Source organism: Nonomuraea sp. H19 (genome assembly GCF_052068215.1).
Lineage (GTDB): Bacteria > Actinomycetota > Actinomycetes > Streptosporangiales > Streptosporangiaceae > Nonomuraea.
The window spans coordinates 12,875-26,421 of record NZ_JBQHCV010000035.1; the positions used below are offsets into that span (position 1 = coordinate 12,875).

The following is a 13,547-nucleotide window of genomic DNA, read 5'->3' on the forward strand; positions in this document are numbered from 1 at the left end:
GGGGCTTTGTCTTGACATGTCAATGATGATCCGTACATTCGTTCGAATGGAAGTCATGGTCATCGAGGAATCATTACGGGCTCGTCCCGACGACTTCGCCGCGTGGCACGCGTACAGCGACCGACTGCTGCGGCAGGGCGACGCCAGAGGCATGCTGATTCGCCTTGAGCAGCGCCTGGCACGCACCCGCCCCGCCGATCGGCCGGCCGTGGAGCGCGAGATCGCCGACCTCGTCGCGGAGCACGAGGACCGATGGGACGACGGGCTGCCGGGCAGGGCGCGGGTGCGGTCGCGCCGGTACGGCTTCGCCACGGAGGTGGCCGTCGAGTGGTCGGACGATGTCCGCGAGGTCGTGGAGCAGGTGCTGCGCGCCCCGTTCGTCACCACGCTGAGGATCACCTCGAACGCGGCGGCTGAAGAGGACGAGGACGACGACTGGGACGACGACGAGGAGTCGTACCTGGCCGTGGACCGCGGCAAGCCGCGCCCGGGCGGCCTGGACCTGCGAGCCCTCGCCGGGCTGGACCTCGGGCGGCTCACCCATCTCGACCTGTCCTACCTGAGCGTCGGCTTCGACGGCGCCGAACTCCTCGCCGCCCTGTTCGCGTCGGACCGGTTGCGGGCACTCGACCTGCGGTACTGCCGCATCGCCGACACCGGCCTGGCGGCGCTCGCGGCCTGCTCGCACCTGGGCGGGCTGCGCCGCCTGCACCTGCAGCGCAACAGGGTGACCGCCGAGGGCGTGCGGTCGCTGCACAGGTTCACGGAGCTGACCGAGCTCGACCTGCGCTACAACGACCTCGGAGAGGCGGGCGCGCAGGCGCTGCTCGCCGCCCCGTTCGCCGGGTCCCTCACCCGGCTGTGGCTGTACGACTCCGATGTGGGCCAGGACGGCGTGCGGAAACTGGCGCAGGCCGCGAATCTTCCGCCGGGGCTGCGGAGCATGTGGAGGTGCGTGTGAGCATCGAACTTCGGGACCGGTTCTTCGCCCTGTCGGCCGGGGACGCCCCCGCCGAGGAGGTCGCCCGGTATCGGGCGGAGGTGGACGCGACCGACGCCGGACCGGCCGCGATGGTGGACGGGCTGGAGGTCTGCTGGCATCCGTCGGCGCGGTTCAAGGCCGTGCGCTTCATCGACGCCGAGCTCATCGACGAGCGGGTGCGGGAGCTGTTCGCCCGGCCCAGCGCGGACGCGCCGTACCTGGCTGCCGTGTTCGCGGATCCGCACGAGCTGTCGTTCCGCACGTTCGAGAACATCGTCCCGCTGGACCGCCTCCTCGAGGCCGTACCCCTGGAGATGGAGCTGACCGGGCGGACAGAGCACGCCGAAGGGGTGCACTCGTTCTCGCTGCGCCTGCCGGAGCAGGCCCGAGACCGGCTGGCGCGGCTGGACGACATGAACCTGTACGTGCCGCCGCTGAACGCCGCCTCCCGGGGCGGCGAACGGTTCATCTTCCACTCGGCGCTGCTGGCCGAGGCGTTGACCGCGGCGGTGGCCGACGCGCTGCCGCCGTCCGTGGCGGAGGGGTTCTCGCACGTGAACCCGGTGTTCCGGTGCAACGGGTTCGAGCCCGGTGACGCAAACTTCCACCTGCATCGGGACACGCCGTACTACGACGCGACGCGCCGGCACATCTCCCGCTACACGCTGCTGCTGTACCTGACCGGCGGCACGGGCTCGCCGGCGCTGGACCTGGTCGGCGGCGCCGCGCTCGGCGAGATCGGCGCCTTCACGTGCGTGATCTTCGATCAGCGGTACGAGCACGAGGGCGCCCCCTACCGCGACGGCCGCAAGGTGTTCCTGCGTACCGAGCTGATCTTCACCGCCGGCGAGGTCACCGAGGCGCCGGAGATCGGCGCGCTGTTCAGCAAGGCGTGCTACCTGACCGGCGAGAGCGTGTTCGCGCCCGAGCTGGCCCGGCACGCCGATGCGTACTACAACCAGGTGGCCGCCGCCCACTGGGACGGCTGGGGCGAGGGCCCCGCCCGCGAGACCTTCGTGCACAAAGAGTTCCGCGGGGTGCACTTCGTGACCAACGGCTACGACTTCTGGTTCCCCAGGACCGACGCGCTGCCGCCGGCGGAGTGCGCGGCCATCACCCTGCTCGACTACTTCAACTGCAAGCTCGGCGACACCGCGTTCCGCGCGCTGTGCCGGACGGAGGTGATCGAGGCCGAGGATGCCGCCTGGATCCCGGAGTTCCTGCGGGACAAGCACGGCCACTCGGTCATGACGCGGGTGGACAAGTCCGCGTTCTTCCCCGAGCCGGAGCAGCCCGACGGCGCGATCTGCTGCCCGTTCCACACCTCCGGGCAGTTCGACCCCACGCGCTTCGACGAGGTCGTCAAGCTCTACACCGACGCCCAGTCCTTCGCCCAGGCGCACATCCTGCCCGCGCCGATCCTCATGCTCGGCGAGGACGTGGCCCTCGACCCGGACCGGTTCGTCATCCAGGACGGCCTCATCCACGTGCTCGGCAAGAACACCCTCACGCCGGTCAACTTCGCCGCCTGCTGGAACGACGAATCCATCCCCGAGGACTACGTGGTCGTCGCGGCCAAGGTCGGCGTGGAGCAGTTCCTCGTACCACCGATCATCTACAACGAGTCCGCCGGCTGCCGCCACCTCAGGTTCGACTTCTTCCGCAACTCCTGGATGGTCGGCCACCAGCGGGCCACCATCCCCGTTCCCAGGATCACCGAGCTGAGCTGGGCCGATCCCGAGGACAGCCAGGCCTGGCGGCGCGAGGTGGACGACTCCCTCATCGACGACGAGCACCCGCTGGAGCCCAGCGACCTGTGGGACGACGAGGAGGACGACTGGGACGACGAGGACGAGGACGAGGACGAGGAGTGAACGGCCGGGCCCGGCCCGCACCGGGCCGGGCTCCGGCGTCGTGCACCAGTGGTCCGCCGGACGGGTGATGGGCTACATCCCGGCGCGCAGCCCATCCGCCATGGCTACTCCCCCAGCAGTACGCGGGTGAAGTCGTTGCCGAACTTGCCCGCCGGGTCCAACCGCCGCACCAGCGAGCGGAAGCGGTCGGGGCAGGACGGCCACCGGGTGAACAGCTTGCCCCAGTGCGGGCGGGGCTCGAACGGCGCCAGCGTCTCCTCCACCAGCTCCAGCACCGGCAGCACGCCGGCCAGGTCCTTGACCCAGGTGAAGTGGATGCCCACGCTGTCACGCCCGTGGAAGGGGCTGAGCCACAGGTCGTCGGCGGCGATCGAGCGCACCTCGGAGATCTGCAGGACCGGGCGAATGCGGTCGCCGATCGCGTACAGCTCCCGCAGCGCCTTGACCGCGTGCTCCCTGGGCAGGATCAGCTCCGACTGCAGCTCCTCGCCTGCCCCGCTGGGCTCGAAGTCGGGGCGGAAGTGCGGCAGCCGCTCGTGCCATGGGCCCGGTACGCCGAGCTGGAGCGTGCAGCTGTCGGCGGGCATGGTGGGCAGCGGGTGCCGGGGGCCGTCGGCGGGGGTGGTGCCGTACCAGTCGGGGCTGGTCAGCTCCTCGGTCCGCTTCAGCCAGACGCGGGTGTCGCGCCAGTCGGTGAAGAGGCTGACGCTGTAGCCACTCGACATGATCTCGTCGAAGTCGGTGAGCGCGTCGGTGGACAGGCCCTCGCGGACGTACTGGCGTACCTCGAAGGCGGGCACCAGGTCGAGGGTGAGCGAGGTGACGATGCCGAGCGCGCCCAGCGCCACCACCGCGCCGGGGAAGTCGGCGTCACCGCGCGAGAGGGTCAGCACGGAGCCGTCGGCGGTGACGAGGTCGAGCGACGAGACGGCCGCGGCAAGGCCGGGGATCGCGTCGCCGGAGCCGTGCGTGCCGGTCGCGACCGAGCCGGCGACGGAGATGTGCGGCAGCGAGGCCATGTTCGCCAGCGCGAAGCCGGCCTGATGGACGATGGGGGCCAGCCGGGCGTACGTCATGCGCGCCGGGACCCGCACCTGGCGGGCCGCGCCGTCGATGTCCACCCCGTCCGGCATCCGGTCGAGCACCACGAGGTCACCGGTGGTGTCCGCGACGTCGTTGAAGGAGTGGCCGCTGCCAAGCGCCCGCACCCGGTCGCTGCCCGCGACGAGCCGCTGGAGCTCGTCGAGCGAGGAGGGATGATGGACGTCTCTCGCCTGAAATGCGGTGTTTCCAGCCCAATTGATCAGCGTCACGGCCTTACCTTCCCACAGCGCCACCTTGTCAGCCTGCCCGGGTACCGCTAGTTTCGTGAGCCGCTGACGGAGGTGTGCCGTGCTCTATCTGTCCCAGGCCGCCGGCCTGGCCACGCTCGTGCTCTGGCTCTACTGCCTCTTCGACGTGATCACCACGCCGGACGTGCTCTGCCGAAACCTGCCCAAGATCGCCTGGGTGGTCATCGTGCTGCTGTTCCCGCTGGTGGGCTCGATCATCTGGCTGGTGGCGGGCCGGCCGAAGCGGACGGAGACGGCGACGCGGCCCAGCGCGTTCCCGGAATACGACCGCCCCGGCCGGTTCACCGCCACCAATCCCGATGACGACGAGGAGTTCCTGCGCCGCTGCCGCGAGCGCGCCGAGGAGCAGCGCAGGAACGCCCCCAAGAAACCCTCCGAGGACTAGAAGCCCTGGGCCAGGCGGTAATACGCCTGGTTCCAGCGCAGTTCCTTGGTGAACCGCTCGGTCGTCGTGTCGGCGTCGATGACCAGCAGCTCCACGCCCAGCATGTCGGACAGGTCGGTCAGTTCTTCCCTGCCGACGGCCGTGGACAGCACCGTGTGGTGCGGGGCCCCGGCGGTGAGCCACGACTCCGTGGACGTGCGCAGGTTCGGGCGGGGGCTCCAGACCGCGCGGGCCACCGGCAGCTTGGGCAGCGGCTGGGGTGGCGCCACGATGTCGATCTCGTTGGCCACCAGCCGGAACCGGTCCCCCATGTCGGCCAGGCCGACCACGATGCCGGGACCCGGCTCGGCGTCGAACACCAGCCTGACCGGGTCCTCCCGGCCGCCGATGCCCAGCGGGTGGATCTCGCACGACGGCGTGCCGGTCGCGATGGACGGGCAGACCTCCAGCATGTGCGCGCCCAGGATGAGCTCCTGGCCGGGCGTCATGTCGTAGGTGTAGTCCTCCATGAACGACGTGCCGCCCGGCGCCATGGCCTTGAGCGTGCGCAGCAGCACGGACGTCTTCCAGTCGCCCTCGCCGCCGAAGCCGTAGCCGTCGGCCATGAGCCGCTGCACGGCCAGTCCGGGGAGCTGGCGCAGGCCGCCCAGGTCCTCGAAGTTCGTGGTGAACGCCTTGAAGCCGCCGGCCTCCAGGAAGCCGCGCAGGCCCAGCTCGATCCTGGCCGCGTAGCGCAGCGACTCGTGGCGCTCGCCGAGCAGCTCGGGGGCCACCTGGTAGAGCTCCGCGTACTCCTTCACCAGCGCGGTCACGTCGGCGTCGGAGGTCGCGTCCACGGCCTCGACCAGCTCGTTGACGCCGTAGGTGTTGACCGAGACGCCGAAGCGCAGCTGCGCCTCCACCTTGTCGCCCTCGGTGACGGCCACGTCGCGCATGTTGTCACCGAAGCGCGCCAGCTTCAGCGTGCGCACCTCGGCCAGGCCCTTGGCGGCGCGTACCCAGGTCTGGATGCGCTCGCCCACGGACGGGTCGCTGACGTGCCCGGCCACGGTCTTGCGCGGCACGCCCAGGCGGGTCTGCACGTGGCCGAACTCGCGGTCGCCGTGGGCGGCCTGGTTGAGGTTCATGAAGTCCATGTCGATGGAGCTCCACGGCAGCTCCACGTTGGCCTGCGTGTGCAGGTGCAGCAGCGGCTTGCGCAGCGCGTCGAGCCCGGCGATCCACATCTTGGCCGGGGAGAACGTGTGCATCCACGTGATCACGCCGGCGCACGAGTCGTCCGCGTTGGCCTCGAGCATGATCCGCCGGATCGCGGCGGCGTCCGTCAGCACGGGCTTCCAGTCGACGGGGACGGGCAGCTGCTCGGCGATGCGCTGGGACTGCTCGGCCACCTGGCGCAGCGTGTCCTCGCCGTACAGTCCCTGGCTGCCGGTCAGAAACCAGATCTTCAACGCGGGCTCCTCTGTCCGTAGACGTTCTGATAGCGGTCGTACAGGCGGTCGATGTCGTCCTGGGCGATGGTCAGCGGCTCGCCGAGCTGCCGGGCCACGTGCACGGTACGGGCCACGTCCTCGCACATCACGGCGGCCTTCACCGCGGCCTTCGGGTCCTTGCCGATGCTGAACACGCCGTGGTTCTGCATGAGCACGGCCTTCGAGCGGTGGCCCTTGAGCGTCTCGACGATGCCCTGGCCGATGGAGTCGTCGCCGATCAGCGCGAACGGGCCGATCGGGATCTCACCGCCGAACTCGTCGGCCATCGCGGTCAGCACGCAGGGGATGGCCTCGCCGCGGGCGGCCCAGGCGGAGGCGTACGTCGAGTGGGTGTGCACCACGCCGCCCACGTCGGGCATGTTGCGGTAGACGTACGCGTGCGCGGCCGTGTCGCTGGACGGCGCGTGCTCGCCCTCCACCAGGTTGCCGTCGAGGTCGCACACGACCATGTTCTCCGGCGTCAGCTCGTCGTAGGAGACCCCGGACGGCTTGATGACGAACAGATCTTCGCCCGGGATCCGGCCGGAAACGTTTCCAGCGGTCCAGACGACCAAGTTGTACCGGACCAGCTCGGCATGGAGGTCAGCGACGGTTTTTCTCATGCGTGGGCCTCGTTCCTGATCGCGCGCAGCGTGTGCAGCATCTTTCCGTCTCCGAAGAAGTCGTGGAGCCTGCGGTATTCGGCGTAGAGCCGGTCGTAGGCGTCGGCGCGCGCCTCGTCGGGCACGTACGCGGCCTCGGTGCGCTGGCCCATGGCCGCCGCGGCCTCCTCGATGCCCGGGTAGGCGCCGGCGGCGACGGCCGCGTGGATCGCCGAGCCGAGCGCGGGCCCCTGGTCGGAGCCGATGACCGACAGCGGGCGGCGCAGCACGTCGGCGTAGACCTGCATGAGGAAGGGGTTCTTGAGCAGGCCGCCGGCGACGACGAACTCCTCGACGGGCACCCCCGACTTCTCGAACGTCTCCACGATCATGCGGGCGCCGTACGCGGTGGACTCGATGAGCGCGCGGTAGACGTCCTCCGGCTTGGTGGCCAGGGTCTGGCCGATGATCACGCCGGAGAGGTTGTGGTCCACGAGCACCGAGCGGTTGCCGCCGAACCAGTCCAGCGCCACCAGCCCGTGCTGGCCCACGGCCTGCTTCTCGGCCAGCGCCGTGAGCTGTTCGTGCCCTGCGGGCCCGAAGTTGTCGACGAACCAGGCGAAGATGTCGCCGACCGCCGACTGCCCGGCCTCGTAGCCCCACAGGCCGGGCACGATGCCGTCGCGTACGACGCCGCACATGCCGGGCACCTCGGCGAGCTGGTCGCTGGGCATGATGTGGCAGGTGGAGGTGCCCATGATGGCCACCATCTGGCCGGGCCTGACGGCGTCGGCGGCGGCCGCGGTGACGTGGGCGTCCACGTTGCCGACGGCCACGGCGATGCCCTCGGGCAACCCGGTCCACCCGGCGGCCGCGGCGGTCAGGCGGCCGGCGAGGCCGCCGAGCGGGGCCAGCGTGACGCCGTTGACCTCGTCACCGACCTGCCCGGTGGCGAGCTTGCCGACGAAGCCGGCGAAGCCGGGGTTGAGCGCGGCGAGGAACTCCTCGGACGGGTAGCCGCCGTCCTGGAAGACGCCCTTGTAGCCGACGGTGCAGATGTTGCGGCTCTCGACGCCGGTGAGCTGCCAGATGATCCAGTCGGCGGCCTCGATCCAGCGCTCGGTCCTGGCGTACACGTCGGGGGCTTCTTCCAGGAGCTGCAGGCCCTTGGCGAACTCCCACTCGGAGGAGATCTTGCCGCCGTAGCGGGGCAGCCAGCTCTCGCCCCGGCGCGCGGCCAGGTCGTTGATCCGGTCGGCGTGCGACTGCGCGGCGTGGTGCTTCCACAGCTTCGGCCACGCGTGCGGCTCCGCGGGGGTCTCGAAGCACAGAGGGGTGCCGTCCGCTGTGGTCGGCAGCACGGTGCAGGCGGTGAAGTCGGTGCCGACGCCGATGACCTGCTCGGCCGGTACGCCGGCGGCGGCGATGGCCTCGGGCACGGCGATCCTGAGCACGTCGAGCCAGTCCTGCGGCGACTGCAACGCCCAGTCAGGGCCCAGCCGCACGTCCGAGCCGGGGAGCGTGTGCTCGATGACACGGTGCGTGTACTCGTGGACCGCGCTGCCCAGCTCGGCGCCGTCGCTCACGCGCACGACCACCGCACGCCCCGAGAGCGTGCCGAAGTCGACTCCGACCACGTAATTGTTAGCGTTCACATTGAACTCCAGGGATTTTCCGGGGGCATGCACATCATCATCTACCGCGCGGCGCCCGTACTCGATCTCACCACGAAGCTGGGCCTCACGACCAGGCGCTCGTACGCGGTGGGGCCGGCGTCGATCTGCCGCAGCAGCACCTCGATGCAGTGCCGGCCCACCACGTCGAAGTCCTGCCTGACCGTGGTGAGCGGCGGCGAGAAGAACTCCGACTCGGGGATGTCGTCGAAGCCCACCACGCTGATCTGCTCGGGCACCCGCACGCCCATCTCGCTGAGCGCGCGCAGCACGCCGAGCGCCATCTGGTCGTTGGCCGCGAAGACGGCGGTGACGCCGTCCATCGCGGCCAGGCTCTTGCCCGCCTCGTAGCCGGCGCGCGGGCTCCAGTCGCCGGCCAACGGCTCGGGCACGGGCCGGCCCGCCTCCTTGAGGGCGGCGCGCCAGCCCTCGATCCGGCCCTCGCTCTCCAGCCACTCCGCCGGGCCGCTGACGTGCCAGACGGTCTCGTGGCCCTGCTGGAGCAGGTGCCGCGTGGCGAGCTTGGCGCCTTCGATCTGGTCGATGCACACCGCCGACACGTCGGTCCGCTGCGTGGTGCCCTCGACGGCCACGGCCGGCATGCCGGCCGGCAGGCTCTCCAGGGCACGCGAGGCCGAGTGCTGCGGCGCGACCACCACGACCCCGTCCACGCCCTGCTCGGTGAGGTAGTCGACGGCATCGCACACGCTGTCGGCGTCGATCGACTTCAGGCTCACGATGCTGACGAAGTAGCCCGCGTTCCTGGCCGCCTGCTCGATGCCGTAGATGGTGCTGGCCGGGCCGTACAGCGTGGTGTCGAAGCTCACCACGCCGAGCGTCCGCGACCGCCGGGTGACCAGGGCGCGGGCGACCAGGTTGCGGCGGTAGCCCAGCCGGGTGATCGCCGCCTCCACGCGGGCCCGGGTGTCGGCCCGGACGTTCGGGTGGTCGTTGAGCACGCGGGAGACCGTCTGATGCGACACGCCCGCTTCCTTGGCCACGTCGGCCATGACCGGCAGGCGGGGCTTGGGGGTTGTCAACGGTCTCTCCTTTCGGCTGGGCTGATCTTAACGGGATCAGCGGGAGGCACCTGCCCGGCGCTTGGTCCACACATCGAATGCCACGGCCGCCAGCAGGACGGCGCCCTTGACGAGCATGACCTGCTCGCTGGGCGAGCCGATCAGCGACATGCCGTTGTTGATGACCGCCATGATCAGGCCGCCGGTGATCGCGCCGACCACCTTGCCGACGCCGCCCTGCACGGCCGCGCCGCCGATGAAGGCCGCGGCGATGGCGTCCAGCTCGAAGCTGTTGCCCGCCGTCGGGCCCGCCTGGTTGAGCCGGCCGGCGAAGATGATGCCGGCGATGGCGGACAGCACGCCCATGTTGACGAAGATCCAGAAGACCACCGACTTGACCTTCACGCCGGACATGACGGCCGCCTGCAGGTTGCCGCCGATGGCGTAGATCTGCCGGCCGAACACCGTGCGGTTGGCCATCAGCGAGTACGCCAGCACCAGCACCGCCAGCAGCACCAGCACCCACGGCAGGTTCTTGAAGCGGGCGAGCTGCACGACGAGGAAGAGGATCAGCCCCGCCCCGGCCGCCAGCTTCAGTACGAACAGCGCCATGGGCTCGACGGCCTGGCCATAGCCCTTGCGGGCGTTACGGGTGCGCCACTGGGCGGTGGCCATGCCGGCGATCGCGACGACGCCGATCAGCAGGCTGAACAGGTCGGCGCCGCCGAGCGGGCCGAGGCCGATGTTGTCCAGATAGCCGCTGGTGAAGCCGTTGGCCAGCGTGCGGACCTGGTCGGGGAACGGGCCGATGCCCTGGTTGCCCAGCACGGTCAGCGTCAGCGCCCGGAACAGCAGCATGCCGGCCAGCGTCACGATGAACGCCGGGATGCCGAAATAGGCGATCCAGTATCCCTGCCAGGCCCCGATCAGCGCGCCGGCCACGATCGTGACGAGCAGGGCCAGCGGCCACGGCCAGCCCATGTTCACCATGAGCACGGCGGCCAGCGCTCCGGTGACCGCGACCACCGAGCCGACCGACAGGTCGATGTGCCCGGCGATGATGATCAGGATCATCCCGATCGCGAGGATCAGGACGTAGGAGTTCTGGACGATGATGTTGGAGATGTTCTGCGGCTGGAGCAGCGCGCCGTCGGTCAGCACCGAGAACAGCGCGATGATCAGCGCGAAGGCGATGTAGATACCGCTGGAGCGCAGGTTGAGCGACAGCCCGCCGAGCGACACCCGTCCCGGCTGCCGTGGCGCTCCTCCGTCGCCCTTGGCGCCGACTTCCACGTCGGCGGGCGTGATGCTGCTCATCAGAGCTACTCCTGTCCCTTGGTCATGAGATACATGAGGCGTTCCTGCGTGGCGTCCCGTCGCGGCACCTCGCCGGTGATACGACCCTCCGAGAGGGTGTAGATGCGGTCGCACAGGCCGAGCAGCTCAGGCAGCTCAGAAGAGATCACCAGCACGGCCTTGCCCTCGTCGGCGAGGCGGTTGATGATCGTGTAGATCTCGTACTTGGCGCCGACGTCGATGCCTCGGGTGGGCTCGTCGAGGATGAGCACGTCCGGCTCGGTCAGGATCCACTTGGAGAGCACGACCTTCTGCTGGTTGCCGCCGCTCAGCTTGCCGACGACGCTGTTGACGCTGGGCGCCTTGATGTTCATGCTCTTGTGGAACTCTTCGGCGACCCGGTATTCCTCGTTCTCGTTGACCCAGCCGCGCTTGGCCAGGCCCTTGAGCCCGGCCGCGCTGATGTTGCGCTTGATGTCCTCGATGAGGTTGAGTCCGTACCGCTTGCGGTCCTCGGTGGCGTAGGCGATGCCGTGCTCGATCGCGTCCTGGACGTTGCGGATCTCGATCGGCTTGCCGTCCTTGAAGATCTTGCCGGAGATGTGCACCCCGTACGTCCGCCCGAACACGCTCATCGCCAGCTCGGTGCGCCCGGCGCCCATCAGCCCCGCGAGCCCCACGATCTCGCCGCGGCGCAGCGTGAGGGCGGCCCCGTCGACGACCTTCCGGCCGGGCTGGCTCGGGCTGTAGACGGTCCAGTCCTCGATGCGCAGCGCCTCGTCGCCGATCGTCGGCTCGTGCGGCGGGAAGCGGTTGTCGAGGGCGCGGCCGACCATGCCGGAGATGATGCGGTCCTCGGTCACGTGGTCGGATTCCATGTCCAGCGTCTCGATCGTGCGCCCGTCGCGGATGATCGTGACGGCGTCGGCGATCGCGGTCACCTCGTTGAGCTTGTGCGAGATGATCACGCAGGTGATGCCCTCGTCCCGCAGGCCGCGCAGCAGGCCCAGCAGGTGGGCGGAGTCGTCGTCGTTGAGCGCCGCGGTCGGCTCGTCGAGGATGAGGAGCTTGACCTCCTTCGACAGCGCCTTGGCGATCTCCACGAGCTGCTGCTTGCCCACGCCGATGTCGAAGATCGGCGTCGTCGGGTTCTCGCGCAGGCCGACCCGCTTCATCAGCTCGGCGGCCTCGTAGTTGGTGCGGTTCCAGTCGATGATGCCGCGCTTGGCGCGCTCGTTGCCGAGGAAGATGTTCTCCGCGATCGACAGCTGCGGGCTGAGCGCCAGCTCCTGGTGGATGATGACGATGCCGGCGTGCTCGCTGTCGCGGATGCTGCCGAACTCGCAGCGCTTGCCCTCGAAGGTGATCTCACCCTCGTACTCGCCGTGCGGGTAGACCCCGGACAGCACCTTCATCAACGTCGACTTGCCGGCGCCGTTCTCGCCGCAGATGGCGTGGATCTCGCCCCGCCGGACGGACAGGTTGACGTCCTGCAGCGCCTTCACGCCGGGGAACGTCTTGGTGATCCCGCTCATCCGCAAGATGTGCTCGGTCATTATGCCCCTTGCTCAGGAAAAGGCCCGGGGACCGGTCCCCGGGCCTGGAATCCCTACTTGAGCTGGTCCTCGGTGTAGTAGTTGCCGCCGATGATGACTTCCTTGTAGTTGTCCTTGTCGACGATCACCGGGTCGAGCAGGTACGACGGGACGACCTTGTTGCCGTTGTCGTAGTCCTTCTCGTTGTTGACCTCGGGCTTCTGGCCCTTGAGCACGGCGTCGGCCATCTTCACGGTCTGCTCCGCGAGTTTGCGGGTGTCCTTGAAGATGGTGGAGTACTGCTCATCGGCGATGATCGACTTGACCGACTGGAGCTCGGCGTCCTGACCGGTCACGATCGGGTACGGCTTGCCGTAGCCGGAGCTCTTCAGCGCCGAGAGGATGCCGATGGACAGGCCGTCGTACGGAGAGAGCACGCCGTCGACCTTGGTGCCACCGGTGTAGGTCTTGGTGAGGATGTCCTCCATGCGCTTCTGCGCCGTGGCGGGGTCCCACCGCAGGATGGCGGCCTGCTTGAAGTCGGTCTGGCCGCTCTTGACCACCAGCGTGCCGTCGTCGATCTTCGGCTTGAGCACCGACATGGCGCCGTTCCAGAAGAACGTGGCGTTGTTGTCGTCGGGCGATCCGCCGAACAGCTCGACGTTGAACGGGCCCTTCTTGCCGCCCTCGACGCCGAGGCCCTTCAGCAGCGAGGTGGCCTGCTGGACGCCGACCTTGAAGTTGTCGAACGTGGCGTAGTAGTCGACGTTCGGGCTGTTGCGGATGAGCCGGTCGTAGGCGATGACCGGGATCTTGTTGTCGGCGGCCTGCTGCAGCTGCGAGGTGATCGCGGTGCCGTCGATCGAGGCGATGATCAGGAGCTTGGCGCCCTTGGTGATCTGGTTCTCGATCTGGTTCGCCTGAGTGGGGATGTCGTTCTCGGCGTACTGGAGGTCGACCTTGTAGCCCAGCTTCTCGAGCTGCTGCTTGACGTTGTCACCGTCGTGGATCCAGCGCTCCGACGACTTCGTGGGCATGGTCACGCCGACCAGGGCGCCGGCGGTGCCGGCGGACGCGGAGGTGGAGGCCTCGGCGTCGACCGTCTTCTGGCTGGAGCCGCAAGCCGTCATGGTCGCGGCGAGCGCGATGACGGACACCACGCCCCCGATTCGTCCCAACCTCATTGTGTATCTCCTTGGATGGGGGTCGCGGCAGCGCTGCGGCTGCTGCCGGTAGAGTGAGGGGATTGATCACAGAACGTTACGAATCAGAACATAATTCGCGTTCACTTCTCGCCGATTGTTATCGTTAACAAAGACTGTGTCAACGCCCGGTCATAACCTCATGGAAACTTTCA

At 69.1% G+C, this 13,547-nt stretch carries 11 protein-coding genes; 3 read left to right on the plus strand and 8 right to left on the minus strand.

All coding sequences use genetic code 11. The features are described 5' to 3' along the window. The first annotated feature begins 46 nt into the window (after window positions 1-46). Together ACTMTI_RS48410 and ACTMTI_RS48415 are read left to right on the plus strand one after the other, a co-directional pair. Window positions 47-961 (plus strand): hypothetical protein, encoded by a 915-nt coding sequence (locus ACTMTI_RS48410; RefSeq protein WP_441127641.1) that lies wholly within the window; start codon window positions 47-49, stop codon window positions 959-961. After that, window positions 958-2,856 (plus strand): hypothetical protein, encoded by a 1,899-nt coding sequence (locus ACTMTI_RS48415; RefSeq protein ID WP_441127642.1) that lies wholly within the window; start codon window positions 958-960, stop codon window positions 2,854-2,856. The genes ACTMTI_RS48410 and ACTMTI_RS48415 overlap by 4 nt, the downstream gene beginning before the upstream one ends. Window positions 2,857-2,960: 104 nt before the next feature. Here the strand turns inward: ACTMTI_RS48415 and ACTMTI_RS48420 are convergent, their stop codons facing one another. After that, window positions 2,961-4,169, minus strand: coding sequence for an FAD-binding protein (locus ACTMTI_RS48420; protein WP_441127643.1), 1,209 nt, complete (start codon window positions 4,167-4,169; stop codon window positions 2,961-2,963). A gap of 79 nt (window positions 4,170-4,248) precedes the next feature. Here ACTMTI_RS48420 and ACTMTI_RS48425 point away from each other — a divergent pair, with 79 nt between their 5' ends. Beyond that, window positions 4,249-4,593: a PLD nuclease N-terminal domain-containing protein gene (locus ACTMTI_RS48425; RefSeq protein ID WP_441127644.1), complete on the plus strand. Its 345-nt coding sequence runs from the start codon at window positions 4,249-4,251 to the stop codon at window positions 4,591-4,593. Here ACTMTI_RS48425 and araA read toward each other — a convergent pair. From araA to chvE, 7 genes are read right to left on the minus strand one after another with little or no spacing between them, the layout of a single operon-like run. Further along, window positions 4,590-6,044, minus strand: coding sequence for an L-arabinose isomerase (araA, locus tag ACTMTI_RS48430; protein ID WP_441127645.1), 1,455 nt, complete (start codon window positions 6,042-6,044; stop codon window positions 4,590-4,592). The two genes, ACTMTI_RS48425 and araA, sit on opposite strands and share 4 nt — an antisense overlap. After that, window positions 6,041-6,688: an L-ribulose-5-phosphate 4-epimerase gene (locus ACTMTI_RS48435; protein ID WP_441127646.1), complete on the minus strand. Its 648-nt coding sequence runs from the start codon at window positions 6,686-6,688 to the stop codon at window positions 6,041-6,043. Before ACTMTI_RS48435 ends, araA begins: the two co-directional genes overlap by 4 nt. Continuing rightward, window positions 6,685-8,304, minus strand: coding sequence for a ribulokinase (araB, locus tag ACTMTI_RS48440; RefSeq protein ID WP_441127710.1), 1,620 nt, complete (start codon window positions 8,302-8,304; stop codon window positions 6,685-6,687). The genes ACTMTI_RS48435 and araB overlap by 4 nt, the downstream gene beginning before the upstream one ends. A 59-nt stretch (window positions 8,305-8,363) precedes the next feature. Further along, window positions 8,364-9,380 (minus strand): LacI family DNA-binding transcriptional regulator, encoded by a 1,017-nt coding sequence (locus tag ACTMTI_RS48445; RefSeq protein ID WP_441127647.1) that lies wholly within the window; start codon window positions 9,378-9,380, stop codon window positions 8,364-8,366. Between the two features lie 36 nt (window positions 9,381-9,416). After that, window positions 9,417-10,676: a multiple monosaccharide ABC transporter permease gene (mmsB, locus tag ACTMTI_RS48450; protein WP_441127648.1), complete on the minus strand. Its 1,260-nt coding sequence runs from the start codon at window positions 10,674-10,676 to the stop codon at window positions 9,417-9,419. A 5-nt stretch (window positions 10,677-10,681) separates the two neighbouring features. Beyond that, complete coding sequence (mmsA, locus tag ACTMTI_RS48455) at window positions 10,682-12,211, minus strand: multiple monosaccharide ABC transporter ATP-binding protein (RefSeq protein ID WP_441127649.1); 1,530 nt, start codon at window positions 12,209-12,211, stop codon at window positions 10,682-10,684. A gap of 53 nt (window positions 12,212-12,264) precedes the next feature. Then, the gene (gene chvE / locus ACTMTI_RS48460) at window positions 12,265-13,374 is read right to left on the minus strand and encodes a multiple monosaccharide ABC transporter substrate-binding protein (protein ID WP_441127650.1); all 1,110 of its coding nucleotides are present in this window, start codon (window positions 13,372-13,374) and stop codon (window positions 12,265-12,267) included. Between the last annotated feature and the right edge of the window lie 173 nt (window positions 13,375-13,547).

Bases quoted from the DNA above. Each gene is read 5' to 3' on its own strand.
- ACTMTI_RS48410 (WP_441127641.1), top strand. From the start codon at position 47: ATGGAAGTCATGGTCATCGAGGAATCATTACGGGCTCGTCCCGACGAC.
- ACTMTI_RS48435 (WP_441127646.1), bottom strand. From the start codon at position 6,688: ATGAGAAAAACCGTCGCTGACCTCCATGCCGAGCTGGTCCGGTACAAC.
- mmsB (WP_441127648.1), bottom strand. From the start codon at position 10,676: ATGAGCAGCATCACGCCCGCCGACGTGGAAGTCGGCGCCAAGGGCGAC.
- mmsA (WP_441127649.1), bottom strand. From the start codon at position 12,211: ATGACCGAGCACATCTTGCGGATGAGCGGGATCACCAAGACGTTCCCC.
- chvE (WP_441127650.1), bottom strand. From the start codon at position 13,374: ATGAGGTTGGGACGAATCGGGGGCGTGGTGTCCGTCATCGCGCTCGCC.